The organism is Citrobacter sp. Cb041, assembly GCF_030336655.1.
In the GTDB taxonomy this organism is placed as follows: domain Bacteria; phylum Pseudomonadota; class Gammaproteobacteria; order Enterobacterales; family Enterobacteriaceae; genus Citrobacter; species Citrobacter braakii.
The window spans coordinates 309,831-334,384 of record NZ_JAOWDD010000038.1 but is presented as its reverse complement, the minus strand read 5'-3'; the positions used below and the strand labels follow the sequence as shown (position 1 = coordinate 334,384).

The following is a 24,554-nucleotide window of genomic DNA, read 5'->3' as shown; positions in this document are numbered from 1 at the left end:
CCCCGGTTTGCACACCGGGAATCCAGGAGAGTTCATGTACTACCCCTTCGTTCGTAAAGCCCTTTTCCAGCTCGATCCAGAGCGCGCTCATGAATTGACATTCCAGCAATTACGTCGCATTACCGGCACGCCGCTCGAAGCGCTTGTCCGCCAGAAAGTACCCGCAAAACCGGTTACCTGTATGGGGCTGACGTTTAAAAATCCACTCGGGCTTGCTGCCGGACTGGATAAAGACGGGGAGTGCATTGATGCGCTCGGCGCGATGGGATTTGGTTCCATTGAGATTGGTACCGTGACGCCGCGTCCTCAGCCGGGTAATGATAAACCACGTCTGTTTCGTCTGGTCGATGCAGAAGGTTTGATCAACCGCATGGGGTTTAATAACCTGGGGGTTGATAACCTGGTTGAGAACGTTAAAAAATCGCATTTTGACGGTATTCTGGGGATTAATATTGGTAAGAATAAAGATACTCCGGTAGAAAACGGCAAAGATGACTATCTGATTTGTATGGAAAAAGTCTATGCTTATGCTGGTTATATCGCGATTAATATCTCTTCACCGAATACGCCGGGATTACGTACGCTGCAATATGGTGAGGCGTTGGATGATCTTCTGACGGCAATTAAAAATAAGCAAAATGATCTGCAAGCGATCCACCATAAATATGTTCCAGTGGCGGTTAAGATCGCACCGGATCTTTCTGTGGAAGAACTGATCCAGGTTGCTGACAGTTTAGTTCGTCATAATATTGATGGCGTAATTTCGACTAACACCACTCTCGATCGTTCTCTCGTTCAGGGAATGAAAAATTGCGATCAAATGGGTGGCCTGAGCGGTCGACCGTTACAATTAAAAAGTACAGAAATTATTCGCCAGTTGTCTCAGGAATTAAAAGGTCAGCTGCCGATTATTGGGGTTGGTGGTATCGACTCGGTGATTGCTGCGCGTGAGAAAATAGCTGCCGGTGCAACCCTCGTTCAGATTTATTCAGGCTTTATTTTTAAAGGCCCGCCGTTGATTAAAGAAATCGTCGCCAATATCTGAATGCTACCTTAATCACAATCCAGGGCCTTATTTATGGCCCTGGTTTATTTAAATTCCCTTGCTGTTATCGGGTTTTACCTTGAAGCGGTATTAGTAGCTGCCAGATCTCACGCTTTCGCCGTTTTCCCCGCAATCACCCCGATAAACTCCAGCACCTGCTTTTGCTTACGCGCGGAGAGCTTTTCCACGGCGCGCAGGGATTTCATCAGTTCTGACTCTTCGGGTTCGGGCGTGCGGGCGGTTAACACAATGCAGCCTTGCATGACGCGCACATCGACGCGGGTGCCGGTGTCGAATCCGGCGGCTTTAAGCCACTGGCCCTTCATCACGATGGACGGAAACTGGACATACTTCACCGGCAAACGGCTGTAATCAGGATAACCGCTCGCATAACCCACCTTCAGGCAACGGTTATCTGCGACGTACACTTCTGGATCAAATGAAACTGCAATACAATGCGTATCAGTCATGGTGACTATTCTCCGATAATAGTTACTGCGATTAGCGATGTGGAGGTGTTGGCGCACCTTCGCATCGCGCTAATAAAACCCCTGTAAATTACCCCAGTAATTGGCGGGAAGTCCAGATGTAAATAAGATGAAATAAGCGCGATTAGCACGCTTTCGGAATAAATAGAAATCCTCTCTATCCCAATAAACATAGTATTATTCACCGTATAAATTCATTCATATCCCATCCTCCTGATACCTGCCATTTCCAGAAAATAACGCCCATCTGTATCAGACAAAAATGTGATCTAACTCACTGAATCAAATAGCAAACTCTGAAACAACACCGTTTTGTACACTTTGCTTTACACTTTTAGTGATGTGAATCACAAATATAAACCCGTGAAGTGATCCGACTCTCACAAAATGGGGTGTACTCATTCAGCAATACAGAATGAGCACAGCCTGGAAAGTTAAGTTTTCAGTATTTCCCCTCTCCACGGGGGCACCATCGCAAATGGCAAATCAACACGCAAAAAAAAACTTGTTGAATATGAACGGGTAAAAAAATGACGTGTGATTTGCATCACCTACATTTACAGCTTTTTAAATTATTGCCAGTGATTAATGTTGACCAGGCTATTTCCATAATCAATTAAATCTTGCATAGTGCCTCCACATTATTTCTCCCCCTGACTCAGGAGGCGAATAGTTATATTTCATCAGACTTTATTGATGAACCAGGTATGCTTTACTTCACATTAATACGTACATGACCACTGTTACTGGAGAAACAAAATGAATTATCCGGCAGAACCCTTCCGTATTAAAAGCGTTGAAACTGTATCTATGATCCCGCGTGATGAACGCCTTAAGAAAATGCTGGAAGCGGGATACAATACTTTCCTGTTAAATTCGAAAGATATTTATATTGACCTGCTGACAGACAGTGGCACCAACGCAATGAGTGACAAGCAGTGGGCCGGAATGATGATGGGTGATGAAGCCTACGCGGGCAGCGAAAACTTCTATCATCTGGAAAGAACCGTGCAGGAACTGTTTGGCTTTAAACATATTGTTCCTACTCACCAGGGGCGCGGCGCAGAAAACCTGTTATCGCAGCTGGCAATTAAACCGGGGCAATATGTTGCCGGGAATATGTATTTCACTACTACCCGTTATCACCAGGAAAAAAATGGTGCGGTGTTTGTCGATATCGTTCGTGACGAAGCGCACGATGCCGGTCTGAATATTGCTTTTAAAGGTGATATCGATCTTAAAAAATTACAAAAACTGATTGATGAAAAAGGCGCCGAGAATATTGCCTATATTTGCCTGGCAGTCACGGTTAACCTCGCAGGCGGGCAGCCGGTCTCCATGGCTAACATGCGCGCGGTGCGTGAACTGACTGCAGCACATGGCATTAAAGTGTTCTACGACGCTACCCGCTGCGTAGAAAACGCCTACTTTATCAAAGAGCAAGAGCAGGGCTTTGAGAACAAGAGCATCGCAGAGATCGTGCATGAGATGTTCAGCTACGCCGACGGTTGTACCATGAGTGGTAAAAAAGATTGTCTGGTGAATATCGGCGGCTTCCTGTGCATGAACGATGACGAAATGTTCTCTTCTGCCAAAGAGTTAGTCGTTGTTTACGAAGGTATGCCATCCTACGGCGGCCTGGCCGGACGCGACATGGAAGCCATGGCGATTGGTCTGCGCGAAGCCATGCAGTATGAGTACATCGAGCACCGCGTGAAGCAGGTTCGCTATCTGGGCGACAAGCTGAAAGCCGCAGGTGTACCGATTGTTGAACCGGTGGGCGGTCACGCGGTATTCCTTGATGCGCGTCGCTTCTGCGAGCATCTGACGCAGGACGAGTTCCCGGCGCAAAGCCTGGCTGCCAGTATCTATGTGGAAACCGGCGTACGTAGTATGGAGCGCGGAATTATCTCTGCGGGCCGTAATAACGTGACCGGTGAACACCACAGGCCGAAACTGGAAACCGTGCGTCTGACTATTCCACGCCGCGTTTATACTTACGCGCATATGGATGTGGTGGCTGACGGTATTATTAAACTTTACCAGCACAAAGAAGATATTCGCGGGCTGAAGTTTATTTACGAGCCGAAGCAGCTCCGTTTCTTTACTGCACGCTTTGACTATATCTAAATAATAATTATGGCCCCATCTCAGGATGGGGCTTTTTTGTATTTCTTTTCCATGAACAGGAAGCCTTTGCGGTGCCCGTTACCGTGACATAACTACAAAAGTAAACCCTGACTCCGACATTTTTATTATCCGCATGATGTACAAATGACAGCTGTAATTATAACGAATAGTCTACAGGAACATTTATCATGGATATTAATGCCATTGAGCGACAGAGTAGTACCCCCGGACTGATTAGCGGAACCATGTTGGTTATCGCGACCGTAGTGGGTGGAGGGATGTTTTCCCTGCCGATTGCGATGGCTGGCGTATGGTTCCCCGGTGCGTCAGTTATTCTTCTGTTTATCGCCATCATGATGTTATTAACCGGCCTGATGCTGGTCGAAGTTAACCTGCATTATGGCGCCGGTGCCAGTTTTAATACTTTTACTCAGGATTTATTAGGCCGAAAGTGGAATATTGTGGTCGGTATCGCTTTCGGCTTTGTGCTGTATATTCTGACCTATGCCTATATCTCTGGTTCGTCGGCGGTGATGGCGCAAACCGTGTTCAAATACAGCGGCGTGCGCTTTCCGGCGAATATCTCGGTGGTGATCGTCAGTATGCTGGTCGGGGCGATTGCCTGGTACAGCTCCTTGTTGGTTGGACGTATTACTACCGTGTTGATTATCGGTAAGTTTATCGCGTTCTTTGCCACCTTTTCTGGCCTGGTGGGTCATATCGAAGTGGCGAAACTTGTCGACAGCGTGGCGGTGGCGCTGCCCAATTCGCAGTACCTGCCGTATATCCTGATGACGTTGCCGTTCTGCATTATCTCGTTTGGTTTTCACGGTAACGTGCCGAGCCTGGTTAAGCTGTATGGCACGAGCGGGATCTCAAATATTACGCGTTCGATTATCATCGGCACGCTGTTTGCCCTGCTGCTGTATATCTTCTGGCTGGGCGTCACGATGGGCAACATCAGTCGTTCCTCGTTCCCACCGATTATCGCCAAAGGCGGCAATATCGACGTGTTTGTCGAGGCCATCAGCGGGCTGTTCACCAGCCGTTATATGGATCTGATCCTGACCTTCTTCGGCAACTTTGCGGTAGCCAGTTCCCTGCTGGCGGCGACGCTTGGCCTGTTCGATTACATCGCCGACCTGTTTCACTTCCCGGATGACGGCATGGGTCGCCTGAAAACCGCGCTGGTGACCTACTTCCCGCCAGCCGCCGTGTGCTTCTTCTTCCCGAACGGGTTTGTGCACGCCATTGGTTACGCCGGTCTGGCCTTTACCATCTGGAGCGTGATCCTGCCGCCGTTCCTGGTGAAAGCGGCGCGGAAACGTTTTCCGACCGCCAGCTATACCGCGCCGTGTAATAACACCGTGCTCAATCTGGTCATTGTCTGTGGGGCGGTTGTCTATCTGACGGTTGTTCTGGACGTATTTGGTCTGCTGCCAACGTTTCGCTAGACGGAGTCAAAATGAAAAACGTGTTGTCTGTTCAGTCGTCAGTCGTTTATGGCTATGCCGGAAATAAAGCCGCCGTGTTGCCGATGCAGCTCTCGGGGATCGATGTCTGGCCGTTTTACACCGTACAGTTTTCCAACCACACCCAGTACGGGATGTGGCAGGGCATGGCGATGCCGCACGGCGAGCTGAGCGCCATCATCAGCGGGTTGGATGACCTGCAAAAACTGGCGCAATGCGATGCCGTGCTGTCCGGGTATCTCGGGGACAAACGCCATTGCGAAGAGGTGAAGCTCGCGGTCACCACCATTCGCCAGCGTAATCCCCAGGCGCTCTATTTTTGCGATCCGGTGATGGGCGACCCGCAAAAAGGCTGCATTGTCGCGCAGGGCGTGGAGTCTTTTTTTGTCGATGACGCCATTCAACTGGCCGATGTGATGGGGCCGAATCTCTATGAGCTGGGCGTGCTGACGGGCAGACAACTACGTAGTTTTGACGAGGTGGTGGAAGCGGCGCAGCAGTTGGTGGCGTGGGGAGTGAAGAAGGTGCTGGTGAAACATCTCGGCGACTGCTCGCGCGACAAACAGGCGTTTGAAATGCTACTGGTGACGGCGGAACAGACGTTACACATCGCCCGGCCGCTGTATACCTTTGCCAAAATGCCGGTGGGCGTTGGGGATCTGATTTGCAGCGTGATGCTGGCTTCACTGCTCAACGGTTATGAGGACAAGCAGGCGCTGGAGCGGACCACCAGTGTCGTCGACGCGGTGATGCGGCTGACGAAAGAGCACGACTCGTATGAACTGCGGCTGATAGACGCGCGTCACCAGATAATGGAGCCGCAAATTCGCTATCAGGCAACGGTGCTGTAGCGCCGCAAGGAGGCTCTATGTTTCTGACACTGCTACGATTTCAGCATCCGCTGATCTACCGTTTTGCATGGCTTCGTCTGTGGGTCAGGGTGTTAAGAGCGTGCGGGCTGCGTAAGTGAAAGGGGAGAACATTTTCTCTGCTGCCGGATGCGGCGCTTGCGCCTTATCCGGCCTACAAATGAGCGTGAAACGTAGACCCGATAAGCGAAGCGCCATCAGGCATTAGCGCCAGGCATTACACGCGGAAGTAGCGTGGTGGGATCAACGCGGAAAAGGCGTCGAACTTCTTCACCATCTTTTTCCAGAACAACATAACAACAATCCTCGATTTGAAACATCGGCGCTATTTTAGTCAGCGCCGACAAATCGTAAAGCCAGTCGCTTCGTTTCGATCCTGAAGCGGTGTAAACCTTTTTGGTCACCAGGTCGTCAAATACGGTTGCCGTGAATTTGACGGGGTTGACAATGGATTACGCCATAAACCAGTAATAAAAGAGACCGACTTTCAGGCCGAGGATCACAATATAGGCGCAGCAGTATTTCATGGTGCCAGACATTATCTGGTTGGCCTGTCCGTCCATTTTGGTGGCTGAAACCGCAATGGCGATACTCTGCGGCGAAATCATTTTCCCCCCCGTTGCACCAGAAGTATTCGCCGCCGCGAGCCAGTTGGGATCGATATGCAGTTTACTGGCGGCAATGGTTTGCAGTTTGCCGAACAAAATATTCGAGTTGGTATCGCTGCCGGTAACAAACGTGCCCAGCGCGCCAATCACCGGGGCGAGGAAGACGTAGGAACTGCCGGTCAGATCGACAATCGACTGGGCCAGCGTGGAGATAATCCCGCTGAGATCCATCACCGTGGCCAGCGCGACAATCGCCATAATCGCCACAATGGAATTTTTAAGCTGGAAAATGGTTTTGATAAATACTTCCAGCATCCCGCGTGCGGACGCTCCCTGAATAAAACCGCCGATAAGGGTCGCAAAGATGATCAGCATCCCCGGCGTGGTCACCCATTCAACTTTCAGCGCCAGCGTGTTGCCGTCGGCGAGCGTGAAATGCAGCACCGAGGCCAGTTGGGACGCCGCGCCTTTGATCGTCGGGAACAGCGGTGAGCACAGCAGGATAAAAACAAAAATAAACAGATAGATAGAGCCTACGCGGAACAACACTTTTGCCGAGCGCGGCGTGGTTTCGCGGGTATGGCTGACCTCAATGCGCCACTCGGGATCGGTTTTCCCTTTGCGCAGGCGACTGACCATCGCCACGGCAAACAAGCTGACCAGGCTACCGGCAAAGGCGGGCAATTCCGCGCCAAGATGGATGGCGACAAAATATTGCGGAACCAGCGTGGTGATGCCGCAAATCAGCGTGATCAGAAATACGCCACGAATGGCTTTCAGGCCGCCGCCAATAATGCAGACAATGACAAACGGCAGCAGGATATTAAACAGCGCGAGCTGCAGAATAATGGTTCCGCCTAAGGTATACACCGGCAGATTAACCTGTTCCGCCAGAATAGAAACCGGGATCCCGACCGCGCCGAACGCGGTGGGAACGGTATTCGCCACGAGAGAAGCGATCGCCGCCTTCAGCGGGTTGAATCCCAGCGCAATAAGAATGCCGATCGGAATGGCGACCGCCGTGCCATAACCTGCCGCGGCTTCAAGGAATCCGCCGAAGCACCATGAAATCAGTAGCACCTGAATACGCTTATCTTCGCTAATGCTGGCGAGAATATCGCGCAGAATATCCAGCGCTTTGGTTGCCTGCATGACGTTATAACTGAAGATGGCGCCGAGGATCACAATCACAATCGGCCATAACCCCTTCAGGGCGCCATAGCCTATCGCGGCTTTCAGATTCTGTACGGGCATTTCCCAGAATATGGCCGACAGCGCGGCAGTGAATACCAAAGAGATCAACACGGAATAATGGATGGGCATTTTCAATTTCAATATTAAAAATACCATCAGTAGTAAAGGAGAGAGTGCCAGGGCAAAAATAAAATATTCGTTCATTGCTATTCCTGATTGGTTCATTAAACCTGATTTATATTTATGGTGGGGAGGCTACATTGCTAAGTTAATAAAGTATGTAAACTGAATCGCTTCAGTGAATAAAGTAATTATGATTTGTGGTTTTGTAACTATTGTAATCTTTTAATTAAAATCCAATGCCAGGTAAATATACTTAAGAGTAAGCTGAATACCTATAAATAGTTATTTGATAACCTTTTTAATAATGCTGGTGATGAGAATAGTAAGCACCTGAAACTGTTTTTAAGGTGTTCATAACGCTGTGGTTTTAAATATAAAAATGTGAGCGAGACCGAAAGAAATAAACCTGGTTGTTGCATATGGGGGGTGATTAGGGGATTATTTGGTTTTGTCATACAAATGAAAATACAGACATATGCGACTGTCCTGACTTAAGAAGCGGAGAGTCGGCATCAAAGGAAAACGACCCGAGCATCACCATGAACCCAGGCATTAGTAAAAACAGCAAACAGAAAAACTGGGCGTGAAATACGGCTGAACCTTTGCTTGATATCGCGATATCAAGCGCAATAAACAGAAATGAAGCAATGGAGTAGTTATTGTGAATGTAAATTTCTTTGTTACCTGCATTGGTGACGCACTGAAATCACGGATGGCACGAGACTCCGTATTGCTGCTGGAAAAACTCGGTTGTCGCGTTAATTTCCCCGAGAAGCAAGGGTGTTGCGGTCAGCCAGCCATCAACAGCGGTTACATCAAAGAGGCGATCCCTGGGATGAAAAACCTGATCGCCGCCCTGGAAGACAACGACGATCCGATTATCTCGCCAGCAGGCTCCTGTACCTACGCGGTAAAAAGCTATCCGACGTATCTGGCCGATGAACCGGAATGGGCGCTGCGTGCCGAAAAGGTCGCCGCGCGTATGCAGGATCTCACCTCCTTTATCGTCAACAAGCTGGGCGTGGTGGACGTCGGCGCCAGCCTGCAGGGCCGCGCTGTCTATCATCCCTCTTGTAGCCTGACTCGAAAGCTGGGAGTGAAGGAAGAGCCGCTCACGCTGCTGAAAAACGTGCGCGGGCTGGAGCTGCTGACGTTTGCCGATCAGGACACTTGCTGCGGCTTTGGCGGGACGTTCTCGGTCAAAATGGCCGAGATATCCGGCGAGATGGTGAAAGAGAAAGTCTTACATTTGATGGATGCGCAGCCGGAATATTTGATTGGCGCAGACGTCAGTTGCCTGCTGAACATTGGCGGTCGACTGCAACGGGAAGGCCAGCCGGTCAAAGTGATGCATATTGCTGAAGTGCTGATGAGCCGCTGAGGGGAAAGAGATGTCGATAAAAACCAGCGATGTAGAATTTAAACTGCGCATTCGTCAGCAGATAGAAGATCCGATCATGCGCAAAGCCGTGGCCAATGCGCAGGAGCGTATTGGCGCAAATCGACAAAAAATGGTCGATGAGTTAGGCCACTGGGAAGACTGGCGCGATCGTGCCAGCCAGATCCGCGATCACGTGCTGAGCAACCTCGACGCTTACCTGTATCAACTCTCCGAGAAAGTGACGCAAAACGGCGGCCACGTCTATTTCGCCAAAACCAAAGAAGAGGCCACCGCTTACATTCTGCAGGTCGCGCGAAGCAAAAACGCGAAGAAGGTGGTGAAGTCCAAGTCGATGGTGACCGAGGAGATCGGCGTCAACCATGTCCTGCAGGATGCGGGAATCCAGGTGATCGAAACCGATCTCGGGGAATACATCCTGCAATTGGATCAGGATCCACCTTCGCACGTCGTGGTCCCGGCTATTCATAAAGATCGCTATCAGATCCGCCGCGTGCTGAACGAGCGTCTGGGGTATGACGGCCCGGAAACCCCGGAAGCCATGACCTTGTTCATTCGCCAGAAGATCCGCGAGGATTTCCTGAGTGCCGAAATCGGTATTACCGGCTGTAACTTTGCCGTGGCGGAAACCGGTTCAGTATGCCTGGTGACCAACGAAGGCAACGCGCGCATGTGCACCACGCTGCCGAAAACGCACATTGCGGTGATGGGCATGGAGCGTATCGCGCCGACCTTTGCTGATGTGGATGTGCTGATCACCATGCTGGCGCGCAGCGCCGTGGGCGCTCGTCTGACGGGCTATAACACCTGGCTGACCGGCCCGCGTGAGGCGGATAACGTGGACGGACCGGAAGAGTTCCATCTGGTGATTGTCGATAACGGTCGCTCGCAGGTGCTGGGCTCTGAGTTTCGCGATGTGCTGCGCTGCATCCGCTGCGGGGCCTGTATGAACACCTGCCCGGCGTATCGCCACATTGGCGGACACGGCTATGGCTCTATCTATCCCGGCCCTATTGGCGCGGTGATTTCTCCGCTGCTCGGCGGCTATAAAGATTTTAAAGACCTGCCGTACGCCTGTTCCTTATGCACGGCCTGCGACAGCGTCTGCCCGGTGCGTATTCCGCTGTCAAAACTGATCCTGCGTCATCGTCGGGTGATGGCCGAGGAGGGCATTACCCCGAAAGCCGAGCGACGGGCGATCAAAATGTTCGCTTATGCCAATAGCCATCCGGGGCTGTGGAAAGTCGGAATGATGGCGGGCGCGCATGCGGCAAGCTGGTTTATCAATGGCGGGAAAACCCCGCTCAAGGTTGGCGCGATTGGTGACTGGATGGAGGCGCGCGATCTGCCTGATGCTGACGGCGAGAGCTTCCGCAGCTGGTTTAAGAAACATCAGGCGCAGGAGAAAAAGAATGGATAACCGTACCGCGTTTTTAAACACCATCGCCCAGGCGCTGGGTCGCCCGCCGCGTTTCGAACCGCAAGCGGATGCCGCGCCGGTTAACAATTATGCCAACGAGCGCCTGACTGAACTTAGCCCGCAGCAGCGCTGCGATGCGTTTATCCAGTTCGCCAGCGAAGTGATGCTGGCCCGCTGTGAACTGACTCGCGAGGACCAGGCCGCAGAAGCAGCGCTACGCCTGTGTGAAGAATTGGGTCAGCCGGTAGTGCTGAGCGGCGACAGCCGACTGGTGGCGCTGGGCATCACCGAACGTTTGCAGCAGGAATGCAACGCCGTGGTCTGGGATCCGGCGCGAGGCAGCGAAAATATTACCGAGGCCGAGCAGGCGAAAGTCGGCGTGGTGTATGCCGAGTATGGCCTGACCGAGTCCGGCGGCGTGGTGCTGTTTTCCGCGCCGGAGCGCGGGCGTTCTTTGAGCCTGTTGCCGGAGTCCTCGATTTTCGTGCTGCGTAAAAGCACCATCCTGCCGCGCGTGGCGCAACTGGCAGAAAAACTGCATCAGAAAGCGCAGGCCGGTGAGCGTATGCCATCGTGCATTAACATTATCAGTGGACCCAGCTCGACGGCGGATATTGAGCTTATCAAGGTGGTTGGGGTGCATGGCCCGGTGAAGGCGGTGTATCTGATTATTGAGGATTGTTAAGGCAGGAGAAGAACCGCTCTGGCGCTGCGGGCCAGAGCGGTATCGATGTTATGCAATCATGCTGATGATCAACACGATAATCAGACCAACCACGGAGTTCACCAGCTCCAGCAGACCCCAGGTTTTCAGCGTATCCTTCACCGACAGGTCGAAGTAGCCTTTGAACAGCCAGAACGAGGCATCGTTGATATGGGTCAGGGTGTTGGAGCCAGCCGCCGTCGCCAGTACCAGCAACGCCGGATCGACGCCCACCAGTTGACCGGTTGCCGGGTCGAGAATGGCTGCGCTGATAATCCCCGCCGCCGTCATGGCTGAGACCACGCCCTGACCGGTTGCCAGACGAATAAGCACGGTTATCAACCACGCCATGATGTATGGAGAAATATTGCCGTGCGACATCAGCATGCCGATGGTATCGCCGATGCCGGTATCGATAATGGTCTGCTTCAGTACGCCGCCCGCGCCGATGATCAGGATCACCATGGCGATGCTTTTCACCGCGTTTTCAAAGGCGTTCATCACCCACTGCATGTCGTGACCACGCGCGGTACCAAACAGCACGAAGGCGACAATCATGGCGATAAACATCGCAATTGGCGAGGAGCCTAAGAAGTTGACCACTTCCCACGCCTGCGTTCCTTTCACCAGCCAGATGTTGGCGATGGTGGTGGAGATCATGATGATCGCCGGGATCAGCGGAACCAGAATAGAGATGCCGAAAGACGGTAGATTGTTCTGGTCAACCGGTACGTCGGCCTTCATGAATGACGGCGTCGGGCGATCGAGGTTGCCGAGGAACTTCGGCAGGATAATCCCGGCGCAGATCACGCTCGGAATAGTCACCAGAATACCGTAGATGTAGACCATACCCATGTCAGCGCCGTAGGCGTTAACCAGCGCGACCGGACCTGGCTGCGGCGGGAACAGAGAGTGGGCGGTGGTGGCGGCGGCAACGGCAGGAATCGCCAGCTTGAGGAACGGGATCTTCGCTTCTGCGGCAATGACGATCACCAGCGGCGCCAGCATAATAAACGCCACTTCATAGAACATCGCCAGGCCAAAAATCAGACCAATAATGATCACCGACAGCTGTACATAGCGCAGACCGAGTCGCGCCAGCAGCGTATGAGCAATCTGATGCGCCGCTCCGGAATCGACCATCAGCTTACCGATGACTGCCCCGAATACCACGATAATCGCCAACTCACCCAGCGTGCTGCCAAAGCCGGATTTCATGGTGTGCAGCAGCGCCATTAAGTCCATACCCGCCAGCATGCCGACCGAGAGCGCCGCCAGCAGCAGGGCGACCATCGAGTTTATTTTGAATCTTAGATTGAGCACCAGCATCAGACCGATGCCGAATACGACCCACAGAATATTGAGAACATGCATATAACGTCTACCTTTATTGGTTGAACTATTATGACTTTGGTTGAGATGTTATCCGTATTGGTTAACCATTGATGCGATGAATGTCACATTGCGTTACATGTTTACATCTTTACTGCGCTTCCTGGCCGCAAAATGGCGATCTAATCAGCAAAAATCGTGATTTGGTTAACCAATTAATTCCTTCAGGTTGACATGTCATACCAAAAGGAGGAATTTATGTGCCATATCGTCGAGTCCATAACGTAAATGAGGAATAAAAGATGGAACAGACATGGCGCTGGTATGGTCCTAACGATCCGGTCACCTTAGCGGATGTACGTCAGGCGGGTGCCACGGGCGTGGTCACCGCCTTGCACCATATCCCGAACGGGGAAGTGTGGACGGTTGATGAGATCCTAAAACGCAAAGCCATTATTGAGCAGGCGGGCCTGGTCTGGTCGGTCGTCGAAAGCGTACCGATCCACGAAGACATTAAAACCCGTTCTGGTAACTATCAGCAGTGGATCGCCAACTACCAGCAAAGCCTGCGTAACCTGGCCCAGTGCGGCATTCGTACCGTGTGCTACAACTTCATGCCGGTTCTCGACTGGACCCGTACCGACCTGGAATACGTCCTGCCGGACGGCTCCAAAGCGCTGCGTTTTGACCAGATTGAATTCGCCGCCTTTGAGCTGCACATCCTCAAACGTTCGGGCGCGGAAGCGGATTACACCGCCGAAGAGATTGCTCAGGCGAATGAACGCTTCGCCACCATGAGCGATGAAGACAAAGCGCGTCTGACCCGCAATATCATCGCCGGTCTGCCAGGCGCGGAAGAGGGCTATACGCTTGACCAGTTCCGCCAGCATCTTGCGCGTTATAAAGATATCGATAAAGCCGCACTGCGCGAGAACTTTGCCGTCTTCCTGAAAGCAATTATTCCTGTGGCGGAAGAAGCAGGCGTGCGGATGGCGGTACACCCGGACGATCCGCCGCGCCCAATCCTCGGCCTGCCGCGCATTGTTTCCACCGTGGAAGATATGCAATGGATGGTCGATACGGTCAACAGCATGGCGAACGGTTTTACCATGTGCACCGGCTCCTACGGCGTCCGGGCGGACAACGATCTGGTCGACATGATCAAACAGTTTGGCCCACGTATTTACTTCACCCACCTGCGCTCCACGCTGCGTGAAGATAACCCGAAAACCTTCCATGAAGCGGCGCATCTTAACGGCGACGTCGATATGTACGAAGTCGTGAAAGCGATCGTTGAGGAAGAGCAGCGCCGTAAAGCCGAGGGTAAAGAGGACCTGATCCCAATGCGTCCGGACCACGGCCATCAGATGCTTGACGATCTGAAAAAGAAAACCAACCCAGGCTACTCCGCGATTGGTCGCCTGAAAGGGCTGGCGGAAGTGCGTGGCGTTGAGATGGCTATCCAGCGCGCTTTCTTTAGCCGCTAAAGCGAGTTGCCGGTCACCTGTCTGGCCGGCTTTTTCTTTTCTCTTCCGTTGGTCATTCAACGGGTTCTGGAGTTCACGATGACAACGACAATTGCCAATAGCAACCTGCCGGTTGCTCGCCCTGCATGGGACAGCTCGCGCCTGCAATCCCGTATTGTTCACCTGGGATGCGGCGCATTTCACCGCGCGCACCAGGCGCTGTACACCCATCATCTGTTGGAAACCACCGACAGTGACTGGGGGATCTGTGAAGTTAACCTGATGCCGGGTAACGACCGCGTGCTGATTGAAAACCTGCGCAAACAGCAACTGCTGTATACCGTGGCGGAAAAAGGCGCGGACAACACCGTGCTGAAAGTGATTGGCTCGATGAAAGAAGCGTTGCACCCGGAGCTTGACGGCTGTGATGGTATTTTACAGGCTATGGCGCGCCCGCAGACGGCAATTGTCTCGCTGACGGTCACGGAAAAAGGCTACTGCACCGATGCTGCCAGCGGACAGTTAGATCTCAATAACCCGCTGATTAAACACGATCTGGCGAATCCAGGCACGCCGAAATCGGCGATTGGTTACATCGTACAGGCGCTGCATCTGCGTCGTGAGCAAGGGCTTGCGGCCTTTACCGTGATGTCTTGCGATAACGTGCGTGAAAATGGTCATGTGGCGAAAGTCGCGGTGCTGGGTCTGGCGCAGGCGCGCGACCCGCAGCTGGCGCAGTGGATTGAGGCTAACGCCACTTTCCCGTGCACCATGGTAGACCGCATTGTTCCGGCGGCGACGCCAGAAACGTTGCAAGAGATTGCCGACCAGTTGGGCGTGTACGATCCGTGTGCTATCGCCTGTGAGCCATTCCGTCAGTGGGTTATCGAAGATAACTTTGTCAACGGTCGCCCTGACTGGGACAACGTTGGTGCACAGTTCGTTGCCGATGTGGTGCCGTTTGAAATGATGAAATTGCGTATGCTCAACGGCAGCCACTCTTTCCTCGCGTATTTGGGCTATCTCGGCGGCTATGAAACTATCGCTGATACCATGACAAATCCGGCGTACCGCAAAGCGGCGTTCGCGCTGATGATGCAGGAGCAAGCGCCGACGCTGTCGATGCCGGAAGGCACCGATCTTAACGCCTATGCGACGCTGCTCATCGAGCGTTTCAGCAACCCATCACTGCGTCACCGCACCTGGCAGATTGCGATGGACGGCAGCCAGAAATTGCCGCAGCGCCTGCTGGATCCGGTGCGTCTGCATCTGCAAAACGCCAGCGACTGGCGTCACCTGGCGCTGGGCGTGGCGGGCTGGATGCGCTACACCCGTGGCGTGGATGAACAGGGGCAGGCCATTGATGTTGTCGACCCCTTGCTGGCTGAGTTCCAGCGCATTAACCAACAGTTCCAGGGGGCCGAACGCGTGACGGCGCTGCTGGGGCTGAGCGGCATTTTTGGCCATGATCTGGCGGAAAACGCTGATTTTGTGGAGACAATTATCGCGACGTATCAACAGCTGTGTGAACACGGTGCACGCGAGTGCGTTGCGGCGTTAGGCGCTGACGCATAATCCCCGAAGTATGACGGGTCAATCAAAATGCTGATTTGGTTGACCCGTTTTCTGTTTTTGGCTTCCCGCAAATGCTATAGTTCAGGCGAAAAAACGTTTTTTGTAGGCTTGATAAGATGCGTCAGCGTTGCCATCAGCCAACGGCACAGGTGCCGGTTGGCAGCGCATGTGCCTTATCCGGCCTACGGATCTGAATTGACGCATCTGACGGACATAACACGATGAAATCGAACACTTCTCAACAAAGACCCTACCAGGAAGTGGGTGCAATGATCCGCGATCTGATTGTCCAGACGCCGTACCAGCCCGGGGAGCGTTTGCCGCCGGAACGTGAAATTGCTGAGATGCTCAACGTCACTCGCACGGTGGTTCGCGAAGCGTTAATTATGCTGGAAATTAAAGGTCTGGTGGACGTGCGCCGCGGCGCCGGGATCTACGTACTCGACAATGCAGATGCGCAGACCATCGACAGTACGGATGTCAATCATTGCAATGACGCGGGCCCGTTTGAGCTGCTGCAGGCGCGACAACTGCTGGAAAGCAATATCGCCGAATTCGCCGCGCTGCAGGCTACGCGTGAAGATATCGTTAAAATGCGCCAGGCGTTACAGCTGGAAGAGCGGGAGCTGGCCTCCAGCGAAGCGAACGGTTCTGAAAGCGGCGACATGCAGTTCCATCTCGCCATAGCTGAAGCCACGCATAACAGCATGCTGGTGGAGCTGTTTCGCCAGTCATGGCAGTGGCGTGAAAACAACCCGATGTGGATCCAGCTCCATAGCCACCTTGACGATACCCATTACCGTAAAGAGTGGATGGGCGACCACAAACAGATCCTGGCGGCATTAATCAAAAAGGATGCCCGCGCAGCCAAGCTGGCAATGTGGCAGCATCTGGAAAACGTCAAACAGCGCCTGCTGGAGTTTTCAAATGTTGATGACATCGACTTTGATGGTTATTTGTTTGATTCCTGGCCGCTGGATAAAGTTAACGCCTGATTTTCCTTCCTCTCCCATGCGGGCTGTTGCAGCCCGCGCGACACTTTTCAGCACAAAAGTATATTGCATAACAACGCTTTTTCTCGTCATGAACGTCACGTAAAAAAAAGGTTTCCATCACCTCAGATGATGATTTTTCCGCCGTCGTTACGCGGTGAAAATTGATTTATATCAATTAAAAACAACTTATTTTTGCATGCGAAAAAATGCATTCTTTACCTTATTTTTACCTTTCCGTGCTTATTTTTAGACAAAATGGGCCTGTGTTAAGTGAGAATCAAACTGATTTACGCGGTGGTCAGAGCGAAGCAGCCCGGAATAACAGTGCATAAAAACAGGCGCTTCACGGAAATGTAGACATTAATAACGGCACGTAACTTATTGGCTGTAATGATGTTTTGATTTGAGGTCATGTTTATTGTCAATAGTTCTGGCTTTTTTAATCAAATGAATAAAAGTGAATATATGTAAAGTTAAAATTACACATTATTCTATAATCAAGTTATCTTTCATTTGAAATGCTGTTCCAGTTTTTTGTCCGTTATTAACAGTTTCATTACTATTGTCACTGTATTTTGCCGTTGACATGTTTTTACACTGACTGCATATTTCATCGCCATAAGCGTGTTTGCGTTCAGGAGATGATAATGCCCTCTCGAGATTACCCCGATATTAGAAAGGCCAGGGGTACCCGTTCAAAAGATATGGTTCTTTTAAGTGCCCGTGTCGATACCTCTCTGTGGGAATATGTTCGTACGCTGGCATTTGAAACCCGTAAAAGTAAACAAGATATTATTGCCGAAGCAATAATGTTATATCGCTCTGTTAATGAGAGCGTAAACGAAGAATCTAAGTAATTACTCTCTGTTCGGGTTTTATTTAACCCAAAATGATATGTGTCTTGCCACTTTATTATTACCTTCATTGGTGTGTTAGAGGTTTTCCCCTTTTCCATAGGGGGCTTTTTTATGCGGGTATTCTGCCTTCATAACAAAGTTGATAGCAAAATTCACAATTAAAAGTGAGTAATAACATGAAAAAGTCAGCAGTGGCATTAGCTGTAATGGTATTAGGGGTAACCTCCGTTCATGCAGCGGAAATTTATAATAAAGATGGCAACAAACTGGATCTGTACGGCAAAGTAAAAGCGGTCCATTCCTGGACTGGCGGCACCGATGCCGACGGTACATACGCGCGTCTGGGTTTTCGCGGTGAGACACAAATCAACGATCAACTGACCGGTTATGGCCAATTTGAAAGTCAGTTTGATGCCTCTAAAGCAGAAGGTTCTCAGAATGGCGTCAATACACGTCTGGCGTTTGCTGGCCTGGATTATGGCCATGACGTTAGCTTTGACTACGGTCGTAACTACGGTATTGCTTACGACGTGGGAGCTTACACTGACACTCTTTCAGAGTTCGGCGGCGACTCCTTTGAAGATACTGACCGCTTCCTTACTACACGTACTGCTGGCGTTGCAACACTCCGCACCAAAAATCTGTTTGGAGCCGTTGATGGTCTGAACATTGGCGCGCAATACCAGGGCCAGGATGACACTAACATTAGCCCGGCAAAACAGCATGGCAATGGTTATGGCTTCTCCCTGGGTTATGACAATATTGCGGATTCCGGCGTATCTGCGATTGCGGCCTACACCACCAGTGCGGTGACTGCTCTGCAGAAACGAAGCGGCTGGGATGGCGAAAACGCAGAGTTCTGGGGCGCGGGTCTGAAATATGATGCTAATGCCATCTACGTCGCGACCATGTACGGCGAGTCCCACAACCTGATTCAGGATGCGGATAAAGCTGAGCACTTTGAAGCAATGGCTGCGTATGTGTTTGATTTTGGTCTGCGTCCGAACGTGGGTTACGTTCACGCGCGTGACAACAACAATAATGACCTGACTGAATACGTAGCGTTGGGCACGGATTACTACTTCAACAAAAACATCGTGGCTGATGTGGGTTACAAAATTAACCTGCTCGACGGCAAAGACGACGACAACCAGGTTGTTGCAGGTCTGACCTATCAGTTCTAATTTGTTGTACTAGCATAAAAGGCGTCTTAGTTAAGACGCCTTTTTTACCTCTGCCGTGTTTAAACTGGCTGACTCTCTTTGACCTGTCCACCGCTAAACAGCCATTGCCAGATGCCCACTTTTACCCATGCGACCACGCAGAGAATCAGGTAAAAAAGTGGATTATGCGTAATGGTAACGTACATGACCTCCATTAAATCCACATGCAAATTTCCGGCAATTGCCATATTGATAACAAAAATTGAGGCTACCGCGCTGGCCAGTAAAATAAATACGGCCTGAAGCTGGGTTATCTCTGGTAACCTGCCAGAGGCCCATTGCCATAAAAATGTTGTTGTTAACAGGAATATAAGAAACAATCCTAACGCGCCAAACAGGCCAAAGTCTTTATAATCTTTTAGCGTGCCAATTAAACCCACCAAAATAATTAACCCCAGTAGTATTTTTTTAAACCATGACATGTACTTTTCCCGAAGATAGTGTTGATGCTGAGTTAATATGTCCATTTTTACGCATTTTAAATTGAGTTTATAAATGAACAGCCGGGGATTATAAATTGTCTGGCGGGTAATTGCCGATTATTTGTGGTTTATTAAATGTTGACATTTGATTGCGGACTAATCCTAAGATACCTGTTTATAAGGTTGTCGATTATACCCTTTTGGGGGAGGCGAAACGCTGTTTGTATAATTGTGTGAGGCTGATCAGTGCCGCAATAAACAAGGCGACGGCACCGCATAGCGTGGCATTAACGATCGCTTGAGCGCCGCTTCCCAGCAGGCTGGTTAAGAGCGGCCCGAGTATTTGCCCAATGCCGTAAGTCAGGGTGACCAGGCCCAGCAGATTAATATTGCGCGGTACGCTAAGTTGACGGGCGAGCGGCATGACCAGCGAAGTGGTCCCCATAAACGTTGCGCCAAAACCCACGCTGCTTATCACCAGCAGCGGCAAGGAGTCGCTGGCGAGCGTCATGACCACGCAGGCACTTTGGATCAGTAAATTCGCCGTCAGGCATTGCAATACCCCCCAGCGTCGGGCAGCCCACAGCCAGGCGAAACAACCCGGAATAATCGATATGCCGACCAACGACCAGAGATGGGCCGTCAGCAGCGGCGACCCGGCACTTTTCGCCATCAGTGGCAGGTATGTAGCGACAATGATGTAGCCAAATCCGGCCAACCCATACAGTAGCGCCAGCAGCCACCAGGACATAGGCTGATGCTCTGTTTTTACCGGTGCTGCGGCGGGGAGCGCATGGTCGCGAGATGGCAAGAGCATAACGAGTAGCACAAAGAACAGCGCGGAGGCTGCCGCTGCCCCCAGCCAGAGCGTGTGTGATGACAGCGCAAAATGCAGACCGCTGATGACATATTCATTGCCCAGCAAAATGCCTGCGCCAACGCCGGAGAACAACGCGGCGATCACGAAGGGATGCCGGGTATGATGCAGGACGATCATCGAACCAAAGATCATCATACCGGCACTGGCGACGCCTGCCAGAAAACGGATCAGCATCACCAGCGTGGGCTGCTTAACGCTTGCCATTGCCAGAATCAATCCTGCGGTAGCGAGCGCAGAAGTTAACAACATCGGGCGTAAACGTGAGGGAAGATGGAAGAGCCCGAAGGAGAAGAGCAGGCTTCCCGCCAGATATCCGGCGTAGTTGGCGCTGGCAATCCAGGAGAGCTGGTCAAACGTAAACTGACCTTCCGACAGCAGTACCGGGAGCATCGGCGTATACAGAAAGCGTCCAATTCCCATGCCCAGCGTTAAGACCAGCATGCCAAAGAGCGCGACGCTGATGGCATGACGATTTGAATCGGGGCTTCCCTGGGACATACGGACTCTCATTTCACGCTGTTAGTTTGATGATTGTTATATTACATGTGCAAATGATAATAAAAAGTAAAATAAAAACAGGGATTTTACTTTCTCCTTAAAAATTCGCCAGCGTCAGCAGGGAAGGAATTTGCGACAACAGATATAACACCAGCCCAATAGAACCGCCGACCAGCGTGCCGTTGATGCGGATAAACTGTAAATCTTTACCGATGTTTAGCTCAATTTGCTGCGACATATCGTGCGCATCCCAGCTTTTCACCGTGTCGCTGATGTGGCGCGTCAGGAAGGTGGCGAACTCCGGCGCAACTTTATACGCGGCCTGCTCCAGATGCCCATTCAGTGAGGCGCGCAGGGCGCTGTCGGCAACCAGTGTTTCGCCGAACCACTGTCCGGCGCTGGCGATGCGCTGCTTCACGCGCGAATCGTCAGCGTTAATGTCGGCTTTCACCCACTGGCGCAGGTCTGCCCACAGTTCGCCAAGATAACGGTTGAAGGCTTCGTCTTCCTTCAGATAGTTTTTCATGCTTTCGGCCCGCACGGCCATCTCCGGATCGTGTTTGAGCTTATCGATTAGCTTAAACGTGGCGCGATCGAAGGCGTGGCGGATCTGATGCGCCCGATCGTGGCTGATGTCATCCAGTAAGGAATTAACGGCATCAGACACCAGTTCGGCGCTGTGCTCGCCCAGCCATTCAGTCGGCAGGATCTTCGCTTTCAGCGGATGCTCGGTCTCCAGCCAGTGCACGATCTGTCGGGCGATAAACGCCCGCGAGCTGTCGCGCTGGAGCAGGGCGATAAGTTGGGCGATCAATGTGTCGAGCAACACCTGATGGCGATTGTTTTTGGTCATGCTTTCCAGCATCAGCGCGCTGGTACCGGAGAGATCGACCTTGTCGATGGCTTTGTGCACCGCCCGCTTGATCAGCCGCTGAATGCGGGCGTCGTCGGTGAGTTCGAGAAAACCGCTCATTATTTGCAGCAGATGCTGGCCAATTCGCTGGGCGTTTTCCGGCTGGCTGAACCAGTTACCGATCAACAACGCCGGTTCATGGCGGCGGATCAGGGCGATCAGGGACTGGGTGTCGAGAAATTTTTCCTGCACAAACTGACCGAGATTCTCCCCGATCCGATCCTTATTGCGCGGGATAATCGCCGTATGTTGCGAGATGAACGGGATTGGTACCCGACGAAAAAGCGCCACCACGGCGAACCAGTCCGCCAGCGCGCCGACCATCGCCGCTTCGGCGATCGCTTTGATCCCGAGCACCCAGAAGTTAGGCGGCAGAAACAGCGTGATGACGAAGGTAGCGGCGGCAATCAGCAGCAATGAGAGCGCCAGTCGCTTGGCGCGTTTGAGTTCAGCAATTTTATTCATAGGCTTAAGGATAGAGCCAGACGGGGGGATCGCGCAAAAAATGTGGAGCGCCTCCCATTTTCAGACGACAAAGCTTACTCCGGGATCCAGTTGTCCCAGGCGGGTAAGGGGCCGAGTTCCGCCACCAGAAAATCGATAAACGATCGCACCTTCGGATTGCTGTACTTACTGGGAAAATAGAGCGCATACAGGGCGTGGGTTTCGCAGGTGATGGTGCCGTCGAGCATCAGCGGCGTTATCTCTTCTTTTTGAATATGATCGCCAATCAGATAGGTGGGCAAATACGCCACTCCCTGATCTTCTAACACCGATTTCAGCAATACCAGACTGCTGTTGGCCTGGATAGGCATATGCAGTTTTAACTGATGCAGACGATCCTGTTCATCCGCCACCTTCAGCACCGGCGTGAGACCTGGGTAAACCAGGCAATCATGATTGACCAGATCGCTACGACGCTGGGGCATGCCTTTTTTGGCAAGGTAGCCGGGTGAGGCGCAGTACGCCCAGCGGACAGGCACCAGCTTGCGCATTGCGTAGTTCTGCGGTGGTGCGGTGGAGATTCGCAGGGCGATGTCGAAATCTGTTTCGTTCAGATTCACGAAGTTATCGTTGAGATCGATATACAGATTCACATCTGGGAACTGGGAACGATATTTATCCACCAGGTTCACCAGCCGGGAATAACCAAACGCAATTGAGCAGGTTATGCGTAATTCACCCTGCGGGCTGTGGTAATAACCGGAGGTGGTATTCAGCGTTTCATCGAATTCTTTCAAAAGCTTATTGGCGCGGTTAAAGAGATATTGCCCGGCATCGGTCAGGGTAATACTGCGGGTGGTACGTTTAATTAATGTCGTGCCTAACGTATCTTCCATTGCCGCCAGGCTTTTGCTGACCGCAGATGGCGAGACGTTGAGCTGCGCCGCGGCTTCTGACAATCCTCCGCAGTCGACGATTTTAATGAAAAACTCCAGATGCTTGAGTGAAATCGGCGTACTCATAGTTTCCTTTTATTCACAAGTGATTTGCAAAAACGGTACGAATAGGCCGTTACATTCGCGTTTTAAACATGCAACTATTGAATCACAGGAAACAACTTGCTGGCAAAATGAAAAAATAACAACTTAGGTGAGTTACGTCACAAAATAAAAGGAGGCGAAACGGAAACTCATCACATTGTGAATTTAATCTCATTAAATATTATTCTAAAGGTACCGATTATGTGGTCACGACTCGAACCCTACAGATCGTCGATTATTTTATTAGTTGCTCTGGTGATTGGCGGCTTATTAGGTATTTATGCCCCCTCGTTTGCAAGTAAACTCCAGCCAATCGGCCAGATATTCTTAAATCTTCTATTTATGATTATTGTGCCGCTGGTGGGGATCAGCGTCATGTCTTCGATCGCCAGTATGACCGACCTGAAAAGGCTGGGGCGCATTATGGCGATTATCTTTATTGTTTCGATCGCAATGGCCTTTATTCCGGCTGCCGGGATCGTTGCGCTGGCGCTATGGTATAACCCGGCGCAGGGCGTCACTATCGATCTTTCGCAGTCGGTGCAGGCGGGCAGCGGTAAGATGGATTTTGTCAGCATGATCACGACCAGCGACTTTATCGGACTGTTTTCTAAGTCCAATATTCTGGCGCTGATTGTGATGGCGATTATTGCTGGTGTGGCGATTGGTCAATCGGATCAGGCCGGTAAGCGCATTGCGTCGCTGCTGGAAGATGCCAATACCGTGATCATGAAGATCGTCTCGATCATTATGAAGGTCGCACCGATTGGCCTGGGCTGCTATTTCGCTGCCACTATGGCCAGTCAGGACTCTGCACTGCTGCTGACCTTTGCTCGCGCCATCGGCCTGTTCATGGTGGCCACGCTGGTCTACTTTGTTTTTGGCTCGATTCTCTATTCGTATATTGGCGGCGGTATTCCGGCGGTCAAAGCCTTCTGGCGTAATGCGATTGAACCGTCTGCGACTGCGCTGGGAACCTGCTCTTCGCTGGGGACTCTCCCGGTAACGCTGCGTGCCGGTAAGGCGATGGGGATTAACCCGGAAATCGTTGATGTCTCCATTCCGCTACTGGTTAACCTGAACAAAGGTGGCGTGGCGATGATTGCCGCGCTGAAAATTGTCTTTATCTATTCCGTGCTGGGCATGGAGTTCACCACCGAGACCTTCTTCCTGACCATGCTGATTGCGGTGCTCTCCGCCATTATCGTCGGCGGCGTACCGGGCGGGGCATTCCTCGGTGAAATCTTTATCGTCACTACGCTGGGCCTGCCAATGGAAGCGATCCCGATGTTGGTAGTGCTGGGCACGATTACCGATGCGCCTGCCACACTGATTAACGTTATCCATGATTTGAATGCGGCGCAGATTGTTGAACGGTTCGCTGGAAAAAAGCAGACCAACACTGAAATAAACTCTACTGCTGCGGTGGTATAGGTTTCACACGGATTAAGAACAGGA

20 protein-coding genes are annotated in these 24,554 nt (G+C 51.6%); 13 read left to right on the top strand and 7 right to left on the bottom strand.

Annotation, left to right across the window (positions count from 1 at the left end):
* Nucleotides 1–34 precede the first annotated feature (34 nt).
* On the top strand, nucleotides 35–1,045 hold the full coding sequence (pyrD, locus tag OGV52_RS12945) for a quinone-dependent dihydroorotate dehydrogenase (RefSeq protein ID WP_287108610.1): 1,011 nt from the start codon (nucleotides 35–37) through the stop codon (nucleotides 1,043–1,045).
* Between the two features lie 107 nt (nucleotides 1,046–1,152).
* Here the strand turns inward: pyrD and symE are convergent, their stop codons facing one another.
* Nucleotides 1,153–1,515, bottom strand: coding sequence for an endoribonuclease SymE (gene symE / locus OGV52_RS12940; protein WP_287108609.1), 363 nt, complete (start codon nucleotides 1,513–1,515; stop codon nucleotides 1,153–1,155).
* A gap of 777 nt (nucleotides 1,516–2,292) precedes the next feature.
* Here symE and OGV52_RS12935 point away from each other — a divergent pair.
* The 3 genes from OGV52_RS12935 (at nucleotide 2,293) to pdxY (ending at nucleotide 5,986) form a co-directional block, all read left to right on the top strand.
* Nucleotides 2,293–3,663, top strand: coding sequence for a tyrosine phenol-lyase (locus OGV52_RS12935; protein ID WP_287108608.1), 1,371 nt, complete (start codon nucleotides 2,293–2,295; stop codon nucleotides 3,661–3,663).
* A gap of 188 nt (nucleotides 3,664–3,851) precedes the next feature.
* The gene (locus tag OGV52_RS12930) at nucleotides 3,852–5,117 is read left to right on the top strand and encodes an aromatic amino acid transporter (RefSeq protein ID WP_016151548.1); all 1,266 of its coding nucleotides are present in this window, start codon (nucleotides 3,852–3,854) and stop codon (nucleotides 5,115–5,117) included.
* Nucleotides 5,118–5,128: 11 nt separating this feature from the next.
* Nucleotides 5,129–5,986 carry a pyridoxal kinase PdxY gene (gene pdxY / locus OGV52_RS12925; protein WP_016151549.1) on the top strand — a complete coding sequence of 286 codons (858 nt, stop codon included), beginning with the start codon at nucleotides 5,129–5,131 and terminating at the stop codon, nucleotides 5,984–5,986.
* 470 nt (nucleotides 5,987–6,456) lie between these two features.
* On the opposite strand, the gene OGV52_RS12920 is transcribed toward pdxY, so the two are convergent.
* Nucleotides 6,457–8,010, bottom strand: coding sequence for an L-lactate permease (locus OGV52_RS12920; RefSeq protein WP_287108606.1), 1,554 nt, complete (start codon nucleotides 8,008–8,010; stop codon nucleotides 6,457–6,459).
* A gap of 580 nt (nucleotides 8,011–8,590) precedes the next feature.
* Between OGV52_RS12920 and OGV52_RS12915 the strand changes: the two genes are divergently transcribed.
* The 3 genes from OGV52_RS12915 to OGV52_RS12905 are packed head-to-tail and all read left to right on the top strand — an operon-like array spanning nucleotide 8,591 to nucleotide 11,433.
* Nucleotides 8,591–9,310, top strand: coding sequence for a (Fe-S)-binding protein (locus tag OGV52_RS12915; protein ID WP_016155592.1), 720 nt, complete (start codon nucleotides 8,591–8,593; stop codon nucleotides 9,308–9,310).
* 10 nt (nucleotides 9,311–9,320) lie between these two features.
* Nucleotides 9,321–10,748 (top strand): LutB/LldF family L-lactate oxidation iron-sulfur protein, encoded by a 1,428-nt coding sequence (locus tag OGV52_RS12910; RefSeq protein WP_016151552.1) that lies wholly within the window; start codon nucleotides 9,321–9,323, stop codon nucleotides 10,746–10,748.
* Nucleotides 10,741–11,433: a LutC/YkgG family protein gene (locus tag OGV52_RS12905; RefSeq protein ID WP_016151553.1), complete on the top strand. Its 693-nt coding sequence runs from the start codon at nucleotides 10,741–10,743 to the stop codon at nucleotides 11,431–11,433. The genes OGV52_RS12910 and OGV52_RS12905 overlap by 8 nt, the downstream gene beginning before the upstream one ends.
* A 48-nt stretch (nucleotides 11,434–11,481) precedes the next feature.
* Here OGV52_RS12905 and gntP read toward each other — a convergent pair whose 3' ends face one another.
* A complete protein-coding gene (gene gntP / locus OGV52_RS12900; protein ID WP_131347536.1) occupies nucleotides 11,482–12,825 on the bottom strand; it encodes a gluconate permease GntP in 1,344 nt (447 codons plus the stop codon).
* A 260-nt stretch (nucleotides 12,826–13,085) separates the two neighbouring features.
* On the opposite strand from gntP, the gene uxuA reads away from it, so the two are divergent.
* From uxuA to OGV52_RS12875, 5 genes are all read left to right on the top strand, one after another.
* A complete protein-coding gene (uxuA, locus tag OGV52_RS12895; RefSeq protein WP_016151555.1) occupies nucleotides 13,086–14,270 on the top strand; it encodes a mannonate dehydratase in 1,185 nt (394 codons plus the stop codon).
* Between the two features lie 78 nt (nucleotides 14,271–14,348).
* A complete protein-coding gene (locus OGV52_RS12890) occupies nucleotides 14,349–15,824 on the top strand; it encodes a fructuronate reductase (protein WP_181221168.1) in 1,476 nt (491 codons plus the stop codon).
* Between the two features lie 221 nt (nucleotides 15,825–16,045).
* Complete coding sequence (uxuR, locus tag OGV52_RS12885) at nucleotides 16,046–16,819, top strand: Uxu operon transcriptional regulator (RefSeq protein WP_029139754.1); 774 nt, start codon at nucleotides 16,046–16,048, stop codon at nucleotides 16,817–16,819.
* A 647-nt stretch (nucleotides 16,820–17,466) separates the two neighbouring features.
* Complete coding sequence (locus OGV52_RS12880) at nucleotides 17,467–17,676, top strand: hypothetical protein (protein WP_016151558.1); 210 nt, start codon at nucleotides 17,467–17,469, stop codon at nucleotides 17,674–17,676.
* A 176-nt stretch (nucleotides 17,677–17,852) separates the two neighbouring features.
* Complete coding sequence (locus OGV52_RS12875; protein ID WP_016155597.1) at nucleotides 17,853–18,860, top strand: porin; 1,008 nt, start codon at nucleotides 17,853–17,855, stop codon at nucleotides 18,858–18,860.
* Nucleotides 18,861–18,919: 59 nt separating this feature from the next.
* On the opposite strand, the gene OGV52_RS12870 is transcribed toward OGV52_RS12875, so the two are convergent.
* The 4 genes from OGV52_RS12870 to OGV52_RS12855 form a co-directional block, all read right to left on the bottom strand.
* A complete protein-coding gene (locus OGV52_RS12870) occupies nucleotides 18,920–19,321 on the bottom strand; it encodes a hypothetical protein (RefSeq protein ID WP_016155598.1) in 402 nt (133 codons plus the stop codon).
* A 190-nt stretch (nucleotides 19,322–19,511) separates the two neighbouring features.
* A complete protein-coding gene (locus OGV52_RS12865; RefSeq protein WP_287108604.1) occupies nucleotides 19,512–20,699 on the bottom strand; it encodes an MFS transporter in 1,188 nt (395 codons plus the stop codon).
* Between the two features lie 97 nt (nucleotides 20,700–20,796).
* Complete coding sequence (locus OGV52_RS12860) at nucleotides 20,797–22,077, bottom strand: DUF445 domain-containing protein (protein WP_279263593.1); 1,281 nt, start codon at nucleotides 22,075–22,077, stop codon at nucleotides 20,797–20,799.
* 74 nt (nucleotides 22,078–22,151) lie between these two features.
* Nucleotides 22,152–23,078, bottom strand: coding sequence for a LysR family transcriptional regulator (locus tag OGV52_RS12855; protein WP_016151563.1), 927 nt, complete (start codon nucleotides 23,076–23,078; stop codon nucleotides 22,152–22,154).
* 219 nt (nucleotides 23,079–23,297) lie between these two features.
* Between OGV52_RS12855 and OGV52_RS12850 the strand changes: the two genes are divergently transcribed.
* On the top strand, nucleotides 23,298–24,530 hold the full coding sequence (locus OGV52_RS12850; protein ID WP_003019196.1) for a dicarboxylate/amino acid:cation symporter: 1,233 nt from the start codon (nucleotides 23,298–23,300) through the stop codon (nucleotides 24,528–24,530).
* The last annotated feature ends 24 nt before the right edge of the window (nucleotides 24,531–24,554 follow it).